Annotated in this window: 16 protein-coding genes; 6 read left to right on the top strand and 10 right to left on the bottom strand. The window is 73.6% G+C overall.

What is annotated here, in order from left to right; genetic code table 11:
* Nucleotides 1–92 precede the first annotated feature (92 nt).
* Nucleotides 93–1,763, top strand: coding sequence for a DUF885 domain-containing protein (locus SM573_RS06850; protein ID WP_474611468.1), 1,671 nt, complete (start codon nucleotides 93–95; stop codon nucleotides 1,761–1,763).
* Between the two features lie 142 nt (nucleotides 1,764–1,905).
* Here SM573_RS06850 and SM573_RS06845 read toward each other — a convergent pair whose 3' ends face one another.
* Nucleotides 1,906–3,438 (bottom strand): DUF6114 domain-containing protein, encoded by a 1,533-nt coding sequence (locus SM573_RS06845; RefSeq protein WP_474615753.1) that lies wholly within the window; start codon nucleotides 3,436–3,438, stop codon nucleotides 1,906–1,908.
* 114 nt (nucleotides 3,439–3,552) lie between these two features.
* Nucleotides 3,553–4,167, bottom strand: coding sequence for a DUF6230 family protein (locus SM573_RS06840; RefSeq protein WP_474615752.1), 615 nt, complete (start codon nucleotides 4,165–4,167; stop codon nucleotides 3,553–3,555).
* Between the two features lie 410 nt (nucleotides 4,168–4,577).
* Here SM573_RS06840 and SM573_RS06835 point away from each other — a divergent pair, with 410 nt between their 5' ends.
* Nucleotides 4,578–5,321: a class I SAM-dependent methyltransferase gene (locus SM573_RS06835; protein ID WP_474611471.1), complete on the top strand. Its 744-nt coding sequence runs from the start codon at nucleotides 4,578–4,580 to the stop codon at nucleotides 5,319–5,321.
* Between the two features lie 90 nt (nucleotides 5,322–5,411).
* Here the strand turns inward: SM573_RS06835 and pgfA are convergent, their stop codons facing one another.
* Entirely contained in the window at nucleotides 5,412–6,506 is a 1,095-nt protein-coding gene (gene pgfA, locus SM573_RS06830; protein WP_474615751.1) for a cell envelope lipid trafficking protein PgfA, read from the bottom strand.
* 139 nt (nucleotides 6,507–6,645) lie between these two features.
* On the opposite strand from pgfA, the gene SM573_RS06825 reads away from it, so the two are divergent.
* Nucleotides 6,646–7,839 (top strand): acyltransferase family protein, encoded by a 1,194-nt coding sequence (locus SM573_RS06825; protein WP_474616039.1) that lies wholly within the window; start codon nucleotides 6,646–6,648, stop codon nucleotides 7,837–7,839.
* On the opposite strand, the gene SM573_RS06820 is transcribed toward SM573_RS06825, so the two are convergent.
* A complete protein-coding gene (locus SM573_RS06820) occupies nucleotides 7,731–11,939 on the bottom strand; it encodes an alpha-(1->3)-arabinofuranosyltransferase domain-containing protein (protein WP_474615750.1) in 4,209 nt (1,402 codons plus the stop codon). The genes SM573_RS06825 and SM573_RS06820 overlap by 109 nt on opposite strands.
* A gap of 131 nt (nucleotides 11,940–12,070) precedes the next feature.
* On the opposite strand from SM573_RS06820, the gene SM573_RS06815 reads away from it, so the two are divergent.
* Entirely contained in the window at nucleotides 12,071–13,297 is a 1,227-nt protein-coding gene (locus SM573_RS06815) for a glycosyltransferase family 4 protein (protein ID WP_474615749.1), read from the top strand.
* On the opposite strand, the gene SM573_RS06810 is transcribed toward SM573_RS06815, so the two are convergent.
* From SM573_RS06810 to SM573_RS06800, 3 genes are read right to left on the bottom strand one after another with little or no spacing between them, the layout of a single operon-like run.
* The gene (locus SM573_RS06810) at nucleotides 13,282–13,440 is read right to left on the bottom strand and encodes a hypothetical protein (protein WP_474615748.1); all 159 of its coding nucleotides are present in this window, start codon (nucleotides 13,438–13,440) and stop codon (nucleotides 13,282–13,284) included. The genes SM573_RS06815 and SM573_RS06810 overlap by 16 nt on opposite strands.
* A gap of 37 nt (nucleotides 13,441–13,477) precedes the next feature.
* Nucleotides 13,478–15,214 (bottom strand): MmpA family trehalose lipid delivery protein, encoded by a 1,737-nt coding sequence (locus tag SM573_RS06805; RefSeq protein WP_474615747.1) that lies wholly within the window; start codon nucleotides 15,212–15,214, stop codon nucleotides 13,478–13,480.
* Complete coding sequence (locus SM573_RS06800; protein ID WP_474611477.1) at nucleotides 15,195–15,935, bottom strand: class I SAM-dependent methyltransferase; 741 nt, start codon at nucleotides 15,933–15,935, stop codon at nucleotides 15,195–15,197. The genes SM573_RS06805 and SM573_RS06800 overlap by 20 nt, the downstream gene beginning before the upstream one ends.
* A gap of 245 nt (nucleotides 15,936–16,180) precedes the next feature.
* Between SM573_RS06800 and SM573_RS06795 the strand changes: the two genes are divergently transcribed.
* The gene (locus SM573_RS06795) at nucleotides 16,181–17,422 is read left to right on the top strand and encodes a lipopolysaccharide biosynthesis protein (RefSeq protein WP_474611478.1); all 1,242 of its coding nucleotides are present in this window, start codon (nucleotides 16,181–16,183) and stop codon (nucleotides 17,420–17,422) included.
* Here SM573_RS06795 and SM573_RS06790 read toward each other — a convergent pair.
* Nucleotides 17,386–18,144 (bottom strand): FkbM family methyltransferase, encoded by a 759-nt coding sequence (locus SM573_RS06790; RefSeq protein ID WP_474611479.1) that lies wholly within the window; start codon nucleotides 18,142–18,144, stop codon nucleotides 17,386–17,388. The two genes, SM573_RS06795 and SM573_RS06790, sit on opposite strands and share 37 nt — an antisense overlap.
* A gap of 63 nt (nucleotides 18,145–18,207) precedes the next feature.
* Complete coding sequence (nudC, locus tag SM573_RS06785; protein WP_474611480.1) at nucleotides 18,208–19,131, bottom strand: NAD(+) diphosphatase; 924 nt, start codon at nucleotides 19,129–19,131, stop codon at nucleotides 18,208–18,210.
* Between the two features lie 221 nt (nucleotides 19,132–19,352).
* On the opposite strand from nudC, the gene SM573_RS06780 reads away from it, so the two are divergent.
* On the top strand, nucleotides 19,353–21,155 hold the full coding sequence (locus tag SM573_RS06780; protein WP_474616038.1) for a VanW family protein: 1,803 nt from the start codon (nucleotides 19,353–19,355) through the stop codon (nucleotides 21,153–21,155).
* Nucleotides 21,156–21,205: 50 nt separating this feature from the next.
* On the opposite strand, the gene SM573_RS06775 is transcribed toward SM573_RS06780, so the two are convergent.
* Nucleotides 21,206–21,829, bottom strand: coding sequence for an NADPH-dependent F420 reductase (locus SM573_RS06775; protein WP_474611481.1), 624 nt, complete (start codon nucleotides 21,827–21,829; stop codon nucleotides 21,206–21,208).
* Nucleotides 21,830–22,028 lie beyond the last annotated feature (199 nt).

The following is a 22,028-nucleotide window of genomic DNA, read 5'->3' as shown; positions in this document are numbered from 1 at the left end:
GGAACCACCGGGACCGGTGGTGTCGGCCGACGGGACGCGTCGGCGCGCAACACGGTCGACACGGGCCGGGGCAGGTCACGTAGGGTCGCCGTGTGGGACGAATCGACGAACTCGCGAACCGCTACGTCGCCGACTGGGCGGCGTTGAGCCCGACCGGGGCCACCTACGTCGGCATCACCGGCTACGACGACCAGCTCGACGACCTGTCGCCGGAGGGGTACGCGGCCCGGGCCGATCTGACCCGCCGCACGCTGGCCGACCTCGACGTGACCGAGCCGGAGACCGAGGCGGAGCGCACCGCCAAGGAGGCCATGCAGGAGCGACTCGGCCTCGACCTCGCCCGCTACGAGGCGGGCGAGACGACCAGTGAGGTCAACGTGATCGCCAGCGCGGTGCACGACCTCCGGATGGTCTTCGACCTGATGCCGACGGAGGGTGAGGACGCCCGGGCCAACATCGCGGCCCGGCTGAACGCCTTCGCCGCCGCCGTCGACGGCTACAAGAGGACGCTGCGCGAGGCGGCGGCCGCCGGGCACGTCAGCTCGAAGGTGCAGCTGATCGAGACGGCCAAGCAGTGCGACATCTGGGTCGACCCGAACGCCGACAACGTCTTCCACGGCCTGGTGGAGCGGCTCGGCGCGGAGGGCAGCGTCGGTGCCGAGCTGCGCCGGGGCGCGGCCGCCGCCACCGCGGCGACGGCCGAGTTCGGCCAGTTCCTCCGCAACGAGCTCGCCCCGCTCGGCCGGGAGAAGCAGGCCGCCGGCCGGGAGCGCTACGAGCTGGCCTCGCAGTACTTCCTGGGCGCCAAGGTCGACCTCGACGAGACGTACGCCTGGGGCTTCGCGGAGCTGGCCCGCCTGGAGAGCGAGATGCGGCAGGTGGCCGCGCGCATCTCCGGCGCGGGCGCCACCGTCGACGAGGCGGTGGCGGCGCTGGACGCCGACCCGGCCCGCACCATCCAGGGCAAGGAGGCGTTCCGGGACTGGATGCAGGCGCTCGCCGACAAGGCGATCAGCGAGCTGCACGGCACCCACTTCGACATCCCGGAGCAGGTGCGCCGCATCGAGTGCTGCATCGCGCCGACCAGCGACGGCGTCATCTACTACACCGGCCCGAGCGAGGACTTCTCCCGCCCCGGCCGGATGTGGTGGGCCGTGCCGCAGGGCATCAGCGAGTTCTCCACCTGGCGAGAGGTCACGACCGTCTACCACGAGGGCGTGCCGGGCCACCACCTCCAGGTCGCGCAGACCGCTGTGCGGGCCGACAAGCTCAACCGCTGGCAGCGGCTGCTCTGCTGGGTCTCCGGGCACGGCGAGGGCTGGGCACTCTACTCCGAGCGGCTGATGGACGACCTGGGCTACCTGGAGGACCCGGGCGACAAGCTCGGCATGCTCGACGCGCAGGCGTTCCGCGCGGCCCGGGTCATCGTCGACATCGGCATGCACCTGGAGCTGGAGATTCCCCGGGACAACCCGTTCGGCTTCCACCCGGGCGAGCGCTGGACGCCGGAGCTGGGCTGGGAGTTCATGCGGGCGCACTGCCGGATCCCGGACGAGAACCTGCGCTTCGAGCTGAACCGCTACCTGGGCTGGCCGGGGCAGGCGCCGTCCTACAAGGTGGGCGAGCGGATCTGGCTCCAGGCCCGCGACGAGGCGAAGGCCCGCAAGGGCGCCGACTTCGACCTCAAGGAGTTCCACCGCCAGGCGCTCGACCTGGGCGCTCTCGGGCTGGACCCGCTGCGCCGGGCGCTCGCCCGGCTCTGACCGGCCTCGGTCGCCGTCCGGCGGCGGCCGGCGGGGCGACGATTCCGGGGAGCCGGCGGTACGACGTGCCGCCGGCTCCCGTGTCTTCAGCGGGCGGTGCTCGGTGTGCGGGCTGGCGGGGGTCCGCCGCTACCGCTCGGTGTCAGCCGAGGGAGAGCCGCAGCGTGGGTCGCGCGGTCAGCGTGTCCGTGGTGATGAACGCGAGGTCGATCACCGGGTCGGTGAACGTGATCGGGATCGGCGAGGTGATCGGGATGCCGTCCGGGAAGGGCAGGTCGGGCGTCAACGTGACCTTGATGCCGAGCAGCCGGCCGACGAACCGGGTGGTGTAGAAGGCCACATCCCCCTGCACGGTCAGCCGGTCGGTCGCGTACAGCTGGTTGCGCCCCTGCGGACCGTCGGCGCGGAGCAGGAAGTCGTCGGTGACCGCCTTGCGCATGCTGAACTTCAACACCTTGAGGCTGCCGCCCTCGGTCGGCAGGTCGGTGATCCCCTCGAACCGCAGCCCGGTCATGGTGACCGAGGAGCCGGTGAGCTTCGACGGCGTACGCGCCACCCTCGGCTGGTCCGGGTCGGGGGCGATCCGCGGCAGGAGCCTGCCGGCCTCGACCTTGCCGGGCCGGCTCGGCGCCGGGGTGGGGTCCGCGCACCCGTCCGCGCCGCCCGGCGCGCTCGTCGGCGCCCTCGTCGGCGCGGACGTCCTGGGCGAGGCGCTCGGTGTGGCGCTCGACGTCGGGCTGGGCGTCGCCGTGGGCGACGGCGTCGCGTCGCGCCCACGCCGGCCGCCGGTGAGCAGGTCGCCGATGCCTTCGAGGATGTCGGTGATGATGTTGCCGTCCGAGGTCCGCTCGGGCTCGGCGCTCGCGCTCGGGCTCGCCGTGGGTGTCGTCGCCGGTGCGCTGCGGCTGGCCGAGGGGGACGGCGTCGCCGGTGTCGACCTCGTCGGGCAGGTGGCGGCTCGCGGGGCCTGCGCGGGCGCGGCCTGCACCGCGCGTGGCCGGGCGGCGACGAGCGCGGTGGCGCAGAGACCGAGCACCAGCAGCGCCACGGCGAAGAAGCGGGGGTTCACCGCCCCGCCGCCGGAGCCCGGTCCGCGTGCCGTGCCGTCGCCGGCCGGGCCGGTCTCGGCCGGCGCGGTCCGGCCGGTGGCGTCTGCGCTCGACGAGGCGGGGGACGCCTCGGGGCGGGGGCGGGGCGCCGGTCCCGGGTAGGGCGGCGGCGGGTCGGTCACCGCCGGGGTCCCGCCCGGCCGAGCCTCGTCGCCGGGCGCGGCGGCGGCGGGTCGGGCGGCCGGCGTCCAGGCGAAGGCCAGGGCGCTGCCGACGATGCCGAGCAGCAGACCGACGAAGAAGCCGCCGAGGTTGAGGCCGATCAGCGAGTAGACCGAGGTGACCGCCGCGACGACCGAGTAGAACGGCCGCTGCGCCGGCGTGAGCCACAGCAGCAGCCCGCACGTGGCCAGGATGACCGGGATCAGCAGGGCGTGCAGGCCGGTCGCTCCGCTGGAGAAGCTGAGGCCGTTGATGGTCAGCCGGGTCGAGGCGAGCATCTCCACCCCGGCCAGGGCGACGAGGAGCCCGCCCCAGAACGGCCGGCTCTGCCGCCAGCGGCGGAAGCTCCGCCACGCCTGAGCCGGTCCACCGGGCCGGACGGGCGAGGGGTTGGCGGTTGACACGTAATCCTCCTGGGCGGGCGAGGATCGGGGCACGACCCTTCGGGGCGAGGGTCGGGAACGGGTTCTCGGGGCGAGGATGGCCCGCGGCATGCCCACCGCGGGCCATCACTCAGCTCAGAAGCACTCCTTGCCCTTCGCGTCGTCACCCACGTTCACCTTGAGCCGGAGACCGGTCAGGTTGAAGGTGGCGGCCGTGGTGTAGCGCGACGTCTGCCGGAGGCCGGTGATGGTGACGTGGTCGGAGTTCTGGCCGAACGAGCCGGCCTGGGCGGTCGGGTTCAGGTCGCTCGCGTCCCGGCCGATCCTGATGTTGCGGAAGGTGGCGTTGCCCTCCAGGTCGTCCATCGCGATGAACAGGTCCTTGGCGCGGGCCGGCTCCTGGCCGTGGCCGGCGTTGATGGTGAGCACCACCGGCAGGCCCGGCAGGTCGGCGCGGACGGACTGGCAGAGCTTGTACAGCTCGGCGCTGCCGATCTCGGAGATGGCGACCGGGTGGACCTTGCCGTCCTTGCCCTTCTCGCGGACGATCCCGCCGTACTGCTTGAAGCCGTCACCCTCCAGCCGCTCCGCGCCGATCTTGAACGTCTGCCCGGACACGGTGATGTCGGACGCGATCGCGCCGCTCGACATGCCGAACAGGATCGCGCCGGCGGCCGCCGTGGCGGGCACCATCATCGCGGCGAACCGCCGCCACCGGGTACGCCCCGGCTTCTCGTACCGTTCCTGCACGGGTTCCTCCTCGGGTGGATACGCGCGGGTGGTCAGCCCCTCCACGTGGCAGCCCCGTCGCGGGGCGCGTCCTCTGTTACCGACTGGTAACGAGCCGAGGTCGATCCTGCACCCGGTGCGGCCCAGCTCACAAGCCCCCAATTACCAGCCGGTAACTCTGCGCTCCGACCCCCGCACCCCGCTGTGACGCGACGTCAACGTCCGTGGATATCTTCGAGGTCCAGTTGAGGACAAATTCGACAGTTAGGGCCGACGTCCACCACGGAGAGTGTCACACGCATTGACAGGTCACAATCCCGTAACGCCCATGCGGCCGTCCATCGGGTGGTGACTCACCACGCCGGCCCCGCCGGGGACGTACGCCTTCTCGGGCACCCATCCGGCCCGGTCCCGGCACTATGCTCTGCGGCGTGGCGCTGATCGATCACTACGGCCCCGAGGGCTGGGGCAGTCAGTCACCTCCGCTACGGCAGCGCCAGCACATCGCGACCGACCTGGTCCGCACGGCGCTGGCCGGGCGCGCCGAGCCCGGAGCGGCCGTCCTCGACGTCGGGTGCGGCGACGGGAGCTTCCTCGCGCACCTCGCCGCCACCGTGGCGCCCCAGGGCATCCGCTGGATCGGCGTCGACTACTCGGCGCACCAGCTGGCCCGGGCGGCCGAGCTGCCCTACGAGTTCCATCGCTGCGACCTCGGCGAGGGCATCCCGCTGCCGGACGCCTCGGTCGACCTGGTGCACGCCGGCGAGGTGATCGAGCACCTCTACGACCCGGACCGCATGCTGGAGGAGTGCGCCCGCGTGCTCCGCCCGGGCGGACACCTGGTGCTCACCACGCCCAACCTGCAGGCCTGGTACAACCGGGCGCTCTTCCTGGCCGGCATCCAGCCGATCTTCTACGAGACCTCCACCCGCTCGACGGAGGTCGGCGCCGGCGCGCTCGGTCGTCTCAAGACCGACAACCGACCCGTCGGTCACCTCCGCCTGTTCAACCGCACCGCGCTGCTCGACCTCCTGCGCCGCGAGGGGTTCGAGCCGCTCACCCTGCGGGGCGCGACCTTCCACGGTGTCCCGCGGGCCATGGCCTGGCTGGACACCGTCATGCGCCGCCGGCCCTCCCTCGCCTCGATCCTCGTCGTGCTGGCCGCCAAGCGCTGACCGGCCCCGCCGAGTGGCGAGGACGACGAAGGCCGGTGGGCCCGGCGTACCGGTCCCACCGGCCTCGCGTGCGGCACGTGTCGGCGTGGCTCAGAGTGCCGCGGGGCGCTCCGTCGACGTCCGCTGATCCGGCACCGTGGCCTCGACCGAGCCGGCCGCCCCCGCGGACGACTCGCCGTCGTCGGCCCGGTGGCTGCCGACCCGCTCCTCGTCGGCCGGATCGACGGGCGCGGGCCGCCGGGCACCCCGGATCGCCAGCAGCACACCCGCGGCGATCGCGAGCAGGCCGAGCAGACCGAGGACGATCGGGCCCCACAGGCGCAGGAGCTGGATCGACCGGGCGTTGCTCGCCGCACGGTCCGCACTGGCGTCCACCGTCTCCTCGTTGTAGCGGAAGTCGGCGTTGAGCAGGACGGTCGTGGGGCCCACGTCCGGCACGAGCACCTTCCGGGGCTGGTCGCGCACGTCCACGTACGAACCGGTGACCGGCTCGACCCAGAAGCTGCGGGTGTTGGTGTACATGAGTCGGGCGGTCGTGGCGCCGGGTGCGAACTTCGCCAGCAGCACCTTGAGGTTCGCCTCCGCGAGCGGCAACTGCTCCTCGGGAACGACCTGCTCGAAGCGGTACACCTCGACGCCCTTCACCTCGGTGACCTCTTTGAACTGCACCGGCACCGCCCTGCGCAAATCGCGGTCGTACACCGGGTAGTCCTTCTTTTCGGTGCCGAACGGGAACTTGTATACCTGGCCCGCGTAGTTCGCCGGTTGCCCGGTTCCGTCGTCGAGCCAGGCGTCGTTCCAGTCGGCGGCGGCACCGCTACGCCGGTCAATGGCGAGTTCGGTGCTGTACTTGCTGATCTCTTCGTTGTTGTCGACGCGCTGGACCGTCTGGTAGACCTCCCAGACCATCGCCTTGCCCTTGAGGTCACCGGTCATCTTTTCCTCGGTGGTCCTCGCCTGCGGCAGCACCTCCACGATGGACCGCAGCGCGCCCCGGTCGACGGTGGCCTCACCCGCCTTGATCTGCAGGAACTCCGAGGTGGGGGACTCGGCCACGGACGTCGACCGCTCGAGGTCGTACGGCAACTGGCTCACCGCGGGCGCCACGTAGAGCGGCAGCCCCACGGCGCTCACGACCAACAGGACGCCTAGGCCAAAGAGCGCGGCGCCGACAATCCTCTTCACTGCTCCTCCTCGAATGAACGGGCGAAAAGGCGCCAGCCAGCATGTGCCCGAGACTTCGACGTCTCGAGATACGCGTCCCTGGCTTGGCGGCACGTTACTCTCCAGTCACCTCTCTCCGCGACCCCCAGGAAGTCTGATGTTGACTGCCGTTTCCGCCCCCGCGCTTCCGCGTCTGCCGGCCCTCGACGGGGTGCGGGTGATCGGCGCGGTTGCGGTGATTGCCCAACACGTCGGATTCATCACCGGCGTTACGACCCGCGAAAGCTGGGGCGGTTGGGTCGCCATGATGGACTTCGCCGTGGCGCTGTTCTTCGTGCTCTCCGGCTTCCTGCTATTCCGGCCGTGGGCACGGGCGGCGGCCACCGGGGCACGCACGCCGGGCGCCAGGCGCTTCTACTGGAAGCGGGCGATCCGCATCCTGCCGGCGTACTGGCTGGCCGTCATCGTCTGCCTCACGGTCCTGCCGGAGCACGGCGTCGCCCCGACCGGGGACTGGCTGCGGCACCTCACGTTGACCCAGATCTACGAACACGGACAGATCAGGCGTGGCCTCGGCCAGACCTGGAGCCTCGCCACGGAGGTGCTCTTCTACCTGGTGCTGCCGCTCGCGGCCGTGGCGCTGGTCGGCCGGCGGTGGCGACCCGCCCGGACCGTGACGATCGCGGGCGCCGGCCTGCTCGTCACGGCGGGCTGGATCGCCGCGATGGCGACCGGACACCTCGACACCGGCCTGCACATCATGTGGTTCCCCTCGTACGCGGCCTGGTTCGCCGCCGGCATCGTCCTGGCCACCATCCACGTGGCCCTCCGCACGTCCACGGCACCTCGCTCGTGGCAGGTCTTCGACCAGTTGGGCTCGGCGCCGCTGGCGTGTTGGGGCATCGCGCTCGGGCTGCTCGCCGTGGCCAGCACCCCGGTGACCGGCCCGCGGGGCCTCGCCGCGCCGACCGCCGGGCAGTTCGCCACGCAACTGGGCCTCTATTTGGGCGTCGCCGTGATGATCATGATTCCTCTCGTGTTCGGCCCCACGACGCTCGTCTCACTGGCCCTCGGCAGCGCTCCGGTCCGGTGGCTCGGCACCCTCTCATACGGGATGTTCCTCTGGCACCCGCTCGTCCTGGACCTGATCTACCGGGTGGAGGGCCGCCCCTACTTCACCGGCGACCCTCTCCGCGTGTACGCCCTCACGGTGACCGGTGCGATCGCGGTCGCCGCGGTCAGCTACTACGTCGTCGAACGCCCCGTGCTGCGCTGGGGCTCCGGGGTCGCGCGGCGCCGCGCCGGCAGGATCGAGCACCAGAGGGCGATGGCGGCGGCCAGCGCCAGCAGCTGAGGGCTCGCCGAGGTGTGTCGGAGCGGATCCACGAGCGAGACCCAGCCCGCGGCACCGAAGCAGAGGACCGGGAGGAGCCACGCCCCCCACAGGTTGACCCGCCGCAGGACACGCCGCTCGCTGCTGTGCAGGCGCGGGGTGACCACCCGGACGGCGACGATCACCGCCGCACCCGCGACGGCCAGCGCCACCGCCCACAGTCCGCCCACGGTCAGCAGCGCCACGGCGCCCGCGGCGACCGGCAGGAACCAGTCGCGCCGACGCCGCGCCGGTCCCGCCGGTACGGCCCGCGGCGGCCGGCGGGACGGCAGCACGGCGACCAGCACGACGACCCCGAGCAGCAGCGCACCCGCCACGAAACCGGCGCGGTAGGTGCCGTCCGGCGTGAACCGGAGCAGCACGTCCCCGCCGACGCCCGGAGGCAGGAGCCAGCCCTGCTGCCAACCGTCGACCACGATGGGCGTGAGCCTCTGCCCGGCGACGGTCGCCTCCCAGCCCGGGTTGGTGTTCTCCCGCACGGCGAGCACCGTGCCGCCCGGATTCGCCGTGACGTGCAGCCGCCGCTCGGTCGCCGACCAGTCGACGACCCGGACCGGGCTGGGGGTCGCGATCGGACCGGCGACGCGGGCCGGATCCAGGACGACCCGGGTCGGCGTGGTCACGTCGCTCGCGGCGGCGACGACCCGCAGCTCGCCCGCGGGCAGTTCGAGACGGTCCGAGCCGCGTACGCCGCAGACCGTCGCGCGCACCTCGCGCAGCTGCAGCAGGTCCCGACGGCTGGCGGTCACCGCCGTGGCCACCTCGTCGTCGCCGACCCGCAGCGTGGGCCCGCTGCCGCACGGCAGCGTGACGAGCGCGTCGAGATCCACGTGCACCTGGGGGCTGGCGGGGATCGTCGCCACCTCGCCGATGCCGATGGGCAGCTGCTCGTACCGCCCGCGGTACGGGTCGTAGCTCCTCATCGACTCGGAGGCGCGGAACATGATGGTGACCTCGTCGGTGCGCAGCGGCCGGTCGAACCGGAGCACGCCGTCCCTGCCGACCTCGCCCGCGCGTACGCCCCCGTCACCGATGACGGTGACGCGCCAGGGGCGGGCCCGGACGACCGACTCCGCCGTGGTGAACCGCAGCCCGGTGAGGGTGCGGGTGGTGAGCCAGTTGAGTTTCAACCACGGGCTCCCGTCCTCGGCGGCGGGCACCCAGGCGGTGGCGGGGTCGCCGTCGAGGACCGCGCCGGGCCGGGCCACCGGGTCGGGCAGACCGCTCGACGAGGCGGCGACCCGAGGGGCCAGTGTCAACGGCCACGCCTTCGCGACCTCCTGGTCGAGCAGCGCGCTGAGCCGCGGGCCCGCCTTCGGGCGCACCCACACCGTCGGCGCGTACGAGCCGGCCACCGGCAGCGTCACGGTGCGGTCGAGCCGCGCGCCGTCCTCCGACGCCCGCGCCACCCCGGCTCCGCAGCGGGGCACGTCGTCGAGGAAGAAGCAGGAGTTCACGGTGGGCGCCGCGGTGAGCACGACGGTCGCCGGGCGATCGGTGGCCGGCGCGCGCGGCACGACCAGCGTGCGACTCGCCCGCACCCCCGGGATCTCCAGCTCGGCGATGCCGACCCGACCCTGACCGAGGCGCACGGGCAGGGACGACTCGATGGTGACCCGGATCCGCTTGCTCGCGTGCACCCCGGGCAGCCGGACGGTCAGCGTCGAGTCGAAGGAGTCGACGGTGACCCGCTCCACGCCGGCCCGGACGGTGACCCTGGTGGGCAGCGTGTCGGCGCCGGTGTCGAACCGCAGCCGCACCTCCGAGATCGTCCGGGGCGCGTCGAGTTCGACCTCCAGCCACTGCCGGGCCGCCGCGCTGGGCGCGGTGCGCCAGGAGGTCGACGGGTCACCGTCGACGGCGGCGTACGGGAGGTGAGCCGGGCGCGAGCCGGTGAGCGGGTGCGTCTGAGCCCAGGAGCTGGAGGCGGTGACGTCCCGGATCCCCACGTAGCTCGCCACCGTGGCGTACGCGTCCCCCCACGGGGGCAGGTAGTCGCGGGCGACCCCGCCGAGCAGCGCCCGCTGGTCCGCCTCGGTGGTGGCCGAGGCGTTGTCGTGCAGGAGGCCGAAGGTCAGCTCCCGGCGCCGCATGCCGTCGGTCAGCACCACCGGGCCCCGTGCGCTCCCGTCCGGCAGGTCACCGGCGAGGACCGTGGGCGCCCCGTCGAGCCTTCCGGCGGCGGCCGCGTCGAGCAGTGACTCCGGCCCGCCGACGACCGTGGAGACCGCGTTCGCGTCGTACGCGACGACCTGCTGCACCGCCCGCTGGACCTCGTACACCTCCAGCGCCCTCGTCGGGACGTCGAGGCCCTGGTCCCGGTAGGCGCCGGGCCGGCTCCCGCCGACCATCGGGCCGAACCCGACGACCGGCCGCAGGCCGGGCGAGCGGGCGAGGGCCTGCCGGACCTGCACCGGGCGGGCCGCGCGGGAGGCGCCGTAGTCGAGGTCGGAGCGGAGCAGGACGTACCGTACGCCGGACCGGGCGAGGAGGTCGGCCAGGCCGGCGGAGCCGTCACCGCTGGACATCGCCGTCTCGATGGCGTCGAGGAGCCGGATCGTCGTCGGGGGTGCGAGCGGGACGGAGTTGCGCACCACCCAGGAACTCTTCAACAACGGTTGCGTGATCTCGTCCGCCGGCGCGCCCCACTGGTAGGTCGGAAAGCGGGCCGCCGGCGCCACCAGCACCCGGTCGTGCCCGAGGTTGGCGTCCAGCCAGGCACCGGCCGCCCGCCAGTAGCCCGGAACGCTGTCGAAGCTCCCCTTGATCGGTAGCTGGCCGGCGAGGGCGGGGCTCGCGACGGCGGCGATGGCGGTCAGCGCGACGACCCGCACCGCGAACGCCCGCCGGCGCGTCGGGTGCCAGCGGCGGCGGACGGCGCCGGCCGCGCGGGCCAACACCCCGAGCAGGTGGGCGAGGCCGAGCACCAGTGGCAGGCGCAGCACGACGTCGAACTTGTGCACGTTGCGCAGCGGTGCGCCCGCCCGGTCCAGGAAGGACCGTTGCCCCTCGGCGAAGAGCCCGTCGACGGTCGCCACGTGCCCGAGACCGACGAGGGCGACGCCGACGAGCAGGCCGGCGATGAGGAACCGGCGATGGGGCATTCCGCGTCGGGCGAGGCCGGCGATGCCGAGCCCGGCGACGACGACGGTCGCGACGATCAGGGTGCCGTCGGTGGCCAGTCGGGCGCCGGCCTCCCAGGAGCGGCCGTAGGCGAGCCAGTGGGACGCCCCGCGCACGGTCGACACCAGGTCCGTGACCCGGGTCGTCACACCGGCGGTCTCGATGTAGTCGAGGAACGGTGGGCTGTACCTGCCGAGCACGAGCAGCGGCACCAGCCACCAGGCCGTCGCGGCGGCCACCGCCGCGCACCAGGCGCAGATCGCGACGAGACGACGGCGCAGTGGCTGGAGCATCCCCAGCCAGAGCAGCGCCAACGGCACCACCGCGAGCACGGCTGTGGCGTTGACGCCGCCGGCGCAGGCCACGACCAGCGCGGAGCGGGCGACGGCCCGGCGCATCGGGGCACCGTGGGCCAGGCCGACCAGGGGCACGAGCACCCAGGGCGCGACGGCGCTGGGCCAGGCCTCGACGGAGATCGGGCCGAGCTCGGTGATGATCCGCGGGGAGAGCGCGAACGCGACACCGGCGATGATCCGGGCGGCCGGCGTCCCGATGGCCAGCCGCTCCGCGAGCGCGATGACCCCGAGACAGGCGACGCACATCAGCAGCGCCCACCACAGGCGCTGCACCACCCAGGCGGGCATCCCCAGCGCCTCACCGGCCGTGAAGAACGGCCCCATGGGCCACAGATAGCCGTACGTCTGGTTCTGGAGCTGGCCGAACGACCCGCCCGGATTCCACACGTGCAGCGAGCGTTCGAGCCATCCGACGGGATTGATCGCGAGATCGACCTTGGTGTCCATCACGATCAGTCCGGGTTGCTGAAGAAACGCCAGCGCCGTGAGCGCCACGCAGACCGATGCCGCGCGCAATCGCCATACCGCGGAAGCGGTTCCGCCCGAGACCGACTCCGCCCCCCGCTGCGGTGCCTTGCGCATCTCGCCTCTCTCCCGTCTGCTGCCGGCCGCCCGGGCACATCGGACTGACGTGCGTCAACCCGTTGCGGGTTCGGACGCGAGCGCCTTAGGGTGGCGCGAATCACGAACACTACTCGGCAGTAGGAGCAGTGGTGCAGACCCTCGACGGCCCTGGACGGCACGTACTGTTCCTCAACTGGCGCGACACGCGCAATCCGGAGGGTGGTGGCTCGGAGGTTTATGTCGAGCGCATCGCCGAAGAGTTGATTGCGCTCGGGCACCGCGCGACGCTATTGTGCGCCGCCCATCCCGGCGCACCCCGCGAGGAAACGACGCCATCGGGGATACGAATCGTGCGGCGCGGCGGTCGACACACCGTTTACCTGCGCGCCGCGCTCCTCTATCTCGCCGGGCTGGCCGGGCTGGGTCCGCTCGCCTCCCGCGCCCTCGGCCGGCCCGATCTGATCGTCGACGTGTGCAACGGGCTGCCGTTCCTCTCGCCGCTGTACGCGCGGTGCGCGGTCATCATCCTCGTCCACCACGTGCACCGCGAGCAGTGGAGCGTCGTCCTCGGCGCCTGGGGCGCCCGTTTCGGCTGGTGGATCGAGTCGCGCCTGGCCAGACACGTCTACCGGAGGTGCCGCTACGTCACGGTCTCGGCCGCCACCCGCAGCGAGTTGGCCGTGCTCGGCGTTGACCCGGCCCGCGTCACGGTCGTCCACAACGGCACCCCGGAGATCGCGCCGGGCGGCGCTCCCCGCACCCCGCACCCCTCGCTCCTGGTGCTGTGCCGACTCGTACCGCACAAGCGGGTGGAGATCGCTCTGGAAACGGTTGCCCGGCTCGCCCCCGACTTTCCGACCCTGCACCTGGTCGTGGCGGGACAGGGCTGGTGGGAAACGCGGCTAAGGGAACTCGTGGACGCCCTGGACATTGGCGACCGGGTCCATTTCACCGGCTTCGTGACGGAAGCGGAGAAGCGTCGTCTGCTCTGCTCGGCCTGGGTCGCCCTGACACCCTCACTGAAAGAGGGATGGGGGCTGACAATTGTCGAGGCGGGCGCGGTCGGCACACCCACAGTGGCGTTCCGTGACGCGGGAGGAGTGGCCGAGGCGATCGTGGACGGAAAGACCGGAATGCTCGCCGACGACGCCGACGATTTCGTCGCGCGGGTACGCCACCTGCTCACGGACGACGCGTTCCGTCAGGAAATGGGAATGGCGGCGCGAGCGCACGCCGCCGGCTTCACCTGGCGGGAATCGGGGGAACGATTCGGGAGCCTTGTCCTGGCGGTCACCGAGGGCATGCCGGCGCGGCGGGAATTCCGCCGGCCCCGGCACGTCGATCCGCCGGCGACCGAGGGCTACCTGTCGCCGTAGTGCTCGGGATTCGCGTTGTCCTCGGCGCTGCTCGCGGCGGTGCCCGACGAGACGACGAGCTGCTGGGTGACGGCACCCAGCGCCAGCACGGCCAGCGCCGCGCCGATCACCGCCGCCAGCATCAAGGTGAGCGGCTTCGGCATCGTGCACCCTCCTCCATCGATGTACGTGGCGCGCACGTTACCACGCGGTAGGTCGCCGCGACAGGCTCCAGATCGCCATGAGGAGCACGGCCGACGCGGCACCCAGAGCGCCCACCACCCACCACCCGTCCCCGCGCGGCGGCCGAGCCGACGGCGCGTGCGGATTGCGGTAGAGCGTGAGCTCCGGTCCGGTGTGGACGGCCTCCAGACCGGCCAGAGACTCGGATGGCACCGACCCGCCCGAGTCGTGCTGCACCACCACCCACCGCAGCTCGGTGCCGGCCAACGGGCGCCGCTCGGCGAGCACCTCCCGCAGGCGGGCGAGACGGGGACTCTCGCCGGCCACGAGCAGGTCACCGACGATGAGCGTGTCGTCGGTGATCACCTCGACCGGGAGGTGGCGCGCCATCGGGTCGATCACCACCGTGTTCCCGTTCCAGCCGTACGACCGGTACATGCTCATCGGCAGCGAGAGGGCCGGCCCCGGGTCGGCCTCGACCGTCCTCGCCACCTCGGCCCACTCGCGCGGATACCGCACCGGCTCCAGCCGGCCGGCGACGCCGTACGCCAGGTCGGGCAGGACGGCCACCGGCAGCAGGATCAGCCCGGCCAGGACGAGCCGGTCCCGCGGGCGCGCGAGCCGGGCGGCGACGCGTTCACCGCCCAGCGCGGCGCAGAGCACCAGGCAGAGGGCGTACGGGATGAGCAGCTTCTGCCCGTCGCGCAGCAGCCCGGCGCCGGGCACCTCCGCCACGAACCAGCGCAGCGCGGGCGCGCCCGCCGGCAGCACGGCGACCGCGGCGCAGAGGAACGAGCCCACGGCGAGCAGGCCGAGGCGGTGCGCCACACCGACCGGCCAGCGGGTACGCAGCACACCGAACCCGATCACCGCGAGGACGACGAGCCCCGCGGTGACGACGGGCACCAGCAGCGCGCCGCGACTCGCGGGCACGGCGTGGGCGTTCCAGATCCCGCCCGTGCCGGCGAGCGCCACGAGCGGGCCGCCCCAGTTCTCGCTCCGGGCGGCGAACGCCGCCACCCCCTCGGGGTCGGAGCGGCCACCGGCGTCGGTCACCAGGGCCGCGACCAGCCACGGAAGGTTGAGCGTGGAGACGGCGCCGAGCGCCCCGCCGGCGGCCCGCCGTCCGGCACGTGCCCGTGTCGCCACGAGGACGAGGACGACCACCAGGGCCAGCAGACCGCCGGTCGGCGTGATCGCCGAGGCGGCGGCCGCGAGCGTCAACCGGGCCAGCGACCCGCGACGCCCCTCCCGCAGCCCGATCACCGCGCGCACCAACCAGGGCAGCGCGGCGTACGCCAGCAGCAGGCCCCACTGGCCGAGCAGCATCCGCTCGGCGAGGAACGGCGTCCAGGCGTAGCCGACGGCCGCGACCAGCCGCGTCAGCTCCCGCCGGGCCGGCACCAGGCGAGCGGCCCCCACGACGGCGAACCAGACGATCGCGACGAGCGCGACCCGTTGCAGCAGCCAACCCGGCACCGCCAGGCTGAGCAGGGACACCACCGCGTCCTGGGGCACCGCGCGCGGCAGCGCGTCGTCGGAGGCGATGAGGTCCCACCGCAACGGCTGCCGGGGCACGAAGACCATGTCGTACCGCAGCACGTAGCCGGGCCGGACCAGGGGCGCCAGCACGACGAACGCCGTCAGCGCGGCGGTGACGTGCAGGCGCAGTCGCTCACGCGGGGTCCCGGCCCGCGCCGGCTCCTCCGCGTCGTCCGCGCGCGTCCCGCGCCGCTCAGCGCTTGCGGAGGACAACGACCAGGTTCCAGGTGAGGACCTCGCGGACACCGGGCACCCGCACGACGCCCCGGGCCCAGCGCGGCAGGTAGCGCGGCAGGACGTCGATGACCTCCGCCGTCGGCTGCCGCCGCGCCCAGCGCAGCGTGTCGCCGATCGAGACCGCGAACATGCTCTCGCCGAAGACGTTCTTCGGACGCCGGCCGTGCCGCCGCTCGTACCGCCGCGCGGCGCGGTCGCCACCGAGGTAGTGCCAGGGCGACGTCTCGTGCCCGCCCCACGGCGACAGCCAGTTGGTGAAGGAGAGGAAGACCGTGCCGCCGGGACGCGTCACCCGCAGCATCTCGTCCGCCATCGTGAACGGCCGCGGCACGTGCTCCAGCACGTTGGAGGAGAAGCAGACGTCGACCCCGCCGGTGCGGACGGGCAGTTCGAGCGCGCTGCCCAGCACGCCGCCGGCCGGCATGACCCCACCGCGTGCCGACATCTCGCCCGCGTCGCAGTCCACGCAGACGATCCGGGCCCCGGCCCGGCTCAACGCGTCGGCGAAGTAGCCCGCGCCCCCACCGACGTCCAGAACGGTCGCCCCGGCCAGGTCGGTGTACGCCCGGAGCTGACCGACGGTGTCCTCGGCGAGCATCCCGTAGAAGAAGTCGGGATCGTCCTGCTCCCTGCGGAACGCGCGGAACAGGCGCACCGATCGGGCCAGGTCGGCGCGGTGGACAGCGGGAGGCTTCACGGCGGCTCCTACCTGTCGTCCATGACGGCAGCGGTCTGCGACGGCGTCGGGCTTCGGCCACGGCGGGACCACGTCGAGGACGCGCCGTGTCGGGAGACGTTAGCCCCTCGGGGGCGTACCGGTCGACCGGGCCGGCAGGTGGGCGCCGCCCCCACCCGTCCACCCGCATCTCGTACCCTGTGGGCTCCCGCCGGCCGCCCCACCCCTCGTCGTGCCGCGGGGAGAAGCGGAGTCGGACGGCCGGTATGACAGGGACGACCGCGCAGGTCCCGGGCGCCCGCCGCGTGGCGGTCACCGGTAGCGCCGTGATGGTCGCGGCGACCCTGACCAACGGGCTCGCCTACCTGGTGCCGATGCTCGGCGCCCGCCACCTCCCCGCCGAGGAGGTGGGCGCGCTGGCGACGGCGCAGGCGCTCGTCACGATCGCCGGGGTGGCCGGCCTCGCGCTGCAGACCGCCGTCGCCGTGCACCGCGCCCGGCATCCGACCGCGCCGACCGCGCGGGTCACCCTCGCCACAACCGCCGTCACCGCCGGGCTCCTGATCGTCCTCGCGCCGCTGTTCGTCGCGGCCCTGCACCTGTCCGTCGAGGTGGTCGCCCTGCTGGTGGCGGCGGCGCTGACCGTCGTCCTGCCCGCCGGATGGCTCGGCGAGTTGCAGGGAGACCAACGCTTCCTGCGGCTCGCGGCCGGCATGGGTGTGCTGGCCCTCGGGCGGTACGGCGGCGTCATCGGCGGCCTCGCCCTCGGCGCCGGCCTGGTCGGATCGTTGGCGGCCGGCGTGGTGTGCGGTTGCCTCGCCCTGCCGGTCCTGCGGCTGACGGCCCGGTCGGGGCCGGCGCCGACCCCCGCGACGGCCGGAACCGGGCCGGGCCTCGGGCTCCGGCAGGTCAGGGCGGCCGGAGGTGCCACCCTGGCGATGCTGGTGCTGTCGTACGCCGACCTCATCCTGGCCCGGCAGCTGCTGCCGCCGGTCGAGTCGGGGGCGTACTCGGTGGGGACCGTGCTCACCAAGGGCGCGCTGTGGGCGCCCCAGGTGGTGACCGTGTTGGCACTGCCTCGCATGGCCCGCCGCGACCACAGCACACGGGCCGCGGCGCTGGCGGTGGTCGCCGCGTGCGGCGTCGTGCTCGTCGCCGCGTCCAGCCTGGCCGGAGGGCTCGCCTTCCGCCTCGCCGGAGGGCCGGACTACGCGTCGCTCGGCGGGTACGCCCCCTGGTTCGCCGCCACGGGGGCGCTGTACGCGCTCGCCTTCCTGCTGGTCAACGCCCAGATCGCGGCCGGTGCCCGGTGGCCGTCCGTCCCGCTCTGGACGGGAGCGCTCGGGCTCGTCGTCGTGGCCGTCCTCGTCGCGCCGCACACGTTCTCCGGCGTCCTGTGGAGTGCCGTCGCCGTCGCCGGGTGCACTACCGTCGCCCTGGCGGTCCTCGTGCACGCCGCGCCCGGGCAGCGTCAGCCTTCCCGCCTGAACAGCACCGAGTTGACGTAGCGGGGTCGCGGCAGCACGACCCGCCGGGCGAGGCCCTGCCGCACCCGCGCGATCGCCTGCCGCTGGTGGGCCTGGATGTCGAAGTCCGCGAGCGGCATCCACTCCCGGTCGGGCAGCACGTAGCCGCGGTAGCCCCAGCCGGCCAGCAGGTCGATGATCGGCTCGATCGGCTGGATCCGCTCCTCCACCTCGACCAGGAGCACGGGACCGTCACGGCGGATCGTCTCGGCCGCGCCCCGTAGCGCCGGCAGCTCGTGGCCCTCCACGTCCAGTTTGATGAAGCGGACGTCGGTGAGGCCGAGGCCGTCGATGGTCACCCGGGGGACGGTCACCGAGCGGCCGTCCCCGTACTCCACCGACGAGGTGCCGACGGCCGGGCCGTTCTCCGGCAGGAAGAGCTCGGCGTTGCCCTCGTGGTCCGACGCCACCGCCCGGACGACCCGGACCTCGGGGAAGGCGCGCTCGACGCAGCGCGCGAGTTCCTCGTTCGGTTCGACGGCGACGACCCGGTCGGCCCGCCCGCGCATCCGCCGGGTCCACGGTCCGAACCAGGCGCCGACGTCCACGGCGGTGCCGCCCCGCGGCATGAAGCCCGCGATGCGCGCGAGCTCCGGCTCGACCCTCGGGTAGACGGCACGGATGGCCGCCGCGACGAGCCGGTCGGGCAGCAGCGACGCCACGTGCGAGCTCACCGCGGTGAGTGGACCGGTCGAGGACGGCATGAGCGCAAAGGCTAACGGTGGAGAACGCCCCGCACCAGCGCCGGAGAGGACCGGTCGGTTCGCTCAGCCCGCCGCCGCGAGCCAGCCGTGCAGGAGATGGTGGTCGATCGAGTCCACCCGTCCGAGCGGCCGGCCCTCCGCCAGCCGGGCACGCAGTTCGTCCCGGGTGAACCAGCGCGCCTCCAGCAGCTCCACGCCGTCCACCGCGACCTCCTCCGACGCGGCCGTGGCGCGGAACGCGACCATGAGACCGGCCGGGAAGGGCCACGCCTGCGACCCCTGGTACGCCAGGTCGGTCACCTCGACGCCGACCTCCTCGGCCATCTCCCGGCGTACGGCGTCCTCCAGGCTCTCACCGACCTCCACGAACCCGGCCAGCGTCGAGTACGCCCCCTCCGGCGCGCCCGCGTGCCGGGCCAGCAGGCAGCGGTCCGGTGCGCCGGGCGCCTGGACCAGCACGATGATCGCCGGCTCGATGCGGGGGAAGAGCAGCCGCCCGCACTCCGCGCCCGAGCAGACGCGCACGTGCCCGCCGTCGCGGGCGGTGGTGGGCGCGCCGCAGCTGCCGCACCACCGCTGCTGCCGGTGCCAGTAGCACAGCCCGCGCGCGTACGCCTGGGTGGCCGCCTCCGGGGCCGGCAGCCGGCCGGCGAGCCTCCGGACGTCGACGGCGGCAGCGGCGCCGGTGAGCGCGAGCGCGTCCGCCTCCACCCGCGGCGTGAGGTCGACCGCGAAGACCGCCGCGCCGGCGTCCAGACCGAGGAAGACCGTCTCGTCGGCGGCGGCGAGCACCCGGCTCGCCGCGTCACCGGTCAACCGGACCGGCACCTCCCCGGCGGTCACGAGGCAGCGGTCGCGCCACAGCGGCAGCACCCGCGTCCGCGCGTCGGCGCGCAACGCGTCCAGCCGCTCGCCGTCGGCGCGCAGTGCGCCCGCCCGGTCCAGCCATCCGCCGCCGTACGCAAACACCCGCTCGCCGGTCCGCATGCCGCCACGGTCCCACGTCGGTCCCGACCGGTGGCGGGCGGCCCGGCCGCCTCGCCCGCCCCGCGCCGGCTCGGCCCTCCGGGCGGCGCCTCCGGCGACACGCCGGGCGACACGCCGCGTCGGGACGGCCGCACGGCGGCTGCCGGCGCGGCCGGGCGTTGGTTACCGTAGGTGTCCGCGCGGGGAGGGCCCCCGGGTGGCACGTGGCGATCGAGGTTGCTGTGACGCTGTACGGCGAGAACCGTCCCCCCGCCGACGACCGACCCACCGTGCAGGTCACCGCGGTCACCTGGCCCGGCGACGAGCCCGAGCCCACACCTCCCGCGGCGGAGCGGGGCCGCCCGCGCCGGCTCCGGCTGCTGGTCGCGGCCGGGCTCACCACGGTGGTCCTCGGCGGCGTGGCGGGCGCCGGCGCCTACGCGTACGCCGGTGACGTGCCGCGCGGCACCACGGTGCTCGGCACCGAACTGGGCGGTCGTAGTCGCGCGGAGGCCGCGCGGGAGCTGCGGGCCGCGCTGGACCGCCGGGCCGCCGAGCTGGCCGCGCCGCTGTCGATCCGGGTGGGGGAGCGCACGGCCGAGATCGTCCCGGCCGAGGTCGGCCTGACGGTCGACGTGGCGGCGACGGTGGCGGCCGCGGCGGAGGCGGAGGCGCACCCGGTGAGTCGGCTCGTCGGCTCCCGGTCGGTGGAGCCGGTCGTGTCGGTCGACGTCGACCGGCTGCAGGACGCGCTCGAGAAGGTCGCCGGCGACCAGGTCCGGAAGATGACCATGCCGGCGATCAGCTTCTCCGGCACCAAGCCGAAGGCGGTGCACCCGAAGCCCGGGCTGGCGCTCGACCCGCAGCGCGCCGCCGAGGTGGTCCGCCGCGGGTGGCTCAGTGGCCAGCCGGTGACGGTGCCGCTGGTCGAGTCGCACCCGGCCACCACGGCGGAGGAGGTGGACCGCCTCGTCGGCGAGCTGGCGCGACCGGCGGTCGCCGCGCCCGTGAAGCTCACCACCGACAAGGGGTCGGTGAGCATCCCGCCGAAGGCGATCGCCAAGAGTCTGCGGTTCACCGCCGACCGGGCGGGCACCCTCAGCCCGCAGGTGGACGTGAAGCGGCTGCGTGCCGCGCTCGGCGACGACCTGGCGAAGGTCGAGGTGGAGCCGAAGAACGCCCGGATGGCCATCTCGGGTGGCCGGCCGAAGGTGGTCGAGCCGGGCCGTCCCGGGCAGCAGCTGGACAGCGCGGCGCTCGGCCGGGACCTGCTCGCCGTCCTGCCCAAGGCCGACGGGCGTGAGGTCACCGGCCAGCTCACCCCGGCGCAGCCGGAGCTGACCGCCGAGAAGGTGGCCGGGCTGGGCATCAAGGAGAAGGTGTCCTCGTTCACGACGCGGTTCACCGGCGGCCTGTCCTCTCCGCGCAGCCAGAACATCGTGACCATCGCGAAGGACGTCGACGGCACGGTGGTGCTGCCCGGCGAGACGTTCTCCCTGAACGGGCACACCGGCGAGCGGGGCTACGCCCAGGGCTACCGGGACGCCCCCGTCATCCTCGACGGCAAGCTCGTGCCCGGTGTCGGTGGGGGCACGTCGCAGTTCACCACGACCCTCTTCAACGCCACCTACTACGCGGGGCTGGAGGACGTCGAGCACAAGCCGCACTCGTACTGGTTCGACCGCTACCCGCCGGTCATCGAGTCGACCATCTTCTGGCCGGACCTGGACTTCAAGTTCCGCAACAACACCCCGTACGGCGTCCTGATCGACACCTCGTACACGTCGAGCACGATCACCGTGTCGATCTGGAGCACCAAGATCTACGACAGCGTGAAGACGGAGTACGGCCCACGCCGCAACATCACCACGCCGAAGGTCATCTACCTGGAGCCGGGCCCGTCCTGCATCCCGGCCAACGGCATCAACGGCTTTACCCAGGACGCTTTCCGCGTCATCACGAAGGGCGGCAAAGTGGTGAAGCGGGAGAAGTTCACCTGGCGCTACGACGCGGAGCCCCGCTACATCTGCGGTCGCGAGCCCTGACGGGCCGCCGCCGGCTCCGTGGCCGGCGGCCTCCCTCCGGTGGTACGCGGTCAGCGTCGCGCCTCGACGAGCCCCTTCCGTACGCCGTCCGCGTCCCGGTCGGCGAGGTAGATGGGGGTGCCGGGCTCCTGCCGCCAGCTGTCGTCGAGGCTGCCGGCGTCGACCGGGTCGAAGCCGAGCGCGTCGACCAGGTCCATGACGACCTGCTTGGCGTCGGCGTCGTCGCCGGCCACGGGCAGCGCGATCCGGTCGGCGCTGCCGGGCGGGCGGCCGTTGTCGAGCAGGTGCTGAGCGGCAATCGTGTTGAACGCCTTCACGAGCCGGGCGCCGGGGAAGTGCTCGGCGGTCCACCGGCTGGACGCCTGACCGTCCATCAGCTCCGGGATGTCGCCGTCCCGGTCGGGGTAGTAGTTGTCGGCGTCGACCACGATCTTCCCGGCGAAGAGCGGGCCGGGCAGGTCGGGCACCGCCATCAGCGGCACCGCGACGATGACGAGGTCCGCGTTCCGGACCGCCTCCTGCACGGTGCCGGTCTCCGCACCGGTCTCACCGCCGAGCGCCCGCAGTGTCTGCGGGCCCCGCGAGTTCGCGACCGTGACGTCGTGTCCCAGCGCGGTGAGCCGGCGGGTGAGGTTGCCGCCGATGTGGCCTGAGCCGATGATGCCGATCCGCATGACGCTCCCCAGGTCGTCGAGCCGACGTTCAGGTCGACGCTACCGAGGGCGCGGCCGCGGGACCGGGGAAACGGTGGGCCGTCCCTGAATCGGCCGGGAAACGTGTCAGGGCCATCCCGATACCGGGATGGCCCTGACAAGGAAGATGTCCGGCGGTGTCCTACTCTCCCACACCCTCACGAGTGCAGTACCATCGGCG

Source organism: Micromonospora xinjiangensis (genome assembly GCF_056150165.1).
Note: the sequence above shows the minus strand (reverse complement) of the source record. Positions and strands in the feature narration are given on the sequence as shown.

Coding starts and splice junctions, on each gene's coding strand:
- SM573_RS06810 (WP_474615748.1), bottom strand. CDS start 13,440: ATGCCGAAGCCGCTCACCTTGATGCTGGCGGCGGTGATCGGCGCGGCG.
- SM573_RS06775 (WP_474611481.1), bottom strand. CDS start 21,829: ATGCGGATCGGCATCATCGGCTCAGGCCACATCGGCGGCAACCTCACC.
- SM573_RS06820 (WP_474615750.1), bottom strand. CDS start 11,939: ATGCGCAAGGCACCGCAGCGGGGGGCGGAGTCGGTCTCGGGCGGAACC.
- nudC (WP_474611480.1), bottom strand. CDS start 19,131: ATGCGGACCGGCGAGCGGGTGTTTGCGTACGGCGGCGGATGGCTGGAC.
- SM573_RS06795 (WP_474611478.1), top strand. CDS start 16,181: ATGACAGGGACGACCGCGCAGGTCCCGGGCGCCCGCCGCGTGGCGGTC.
- SM573_RS06790 (WP_474611479.1), bottom strand. CDS start 18,144: ATGCCGTCCTCGACCGGTCCACTCACCGCGGTGAGCTCGCACGTGGCG.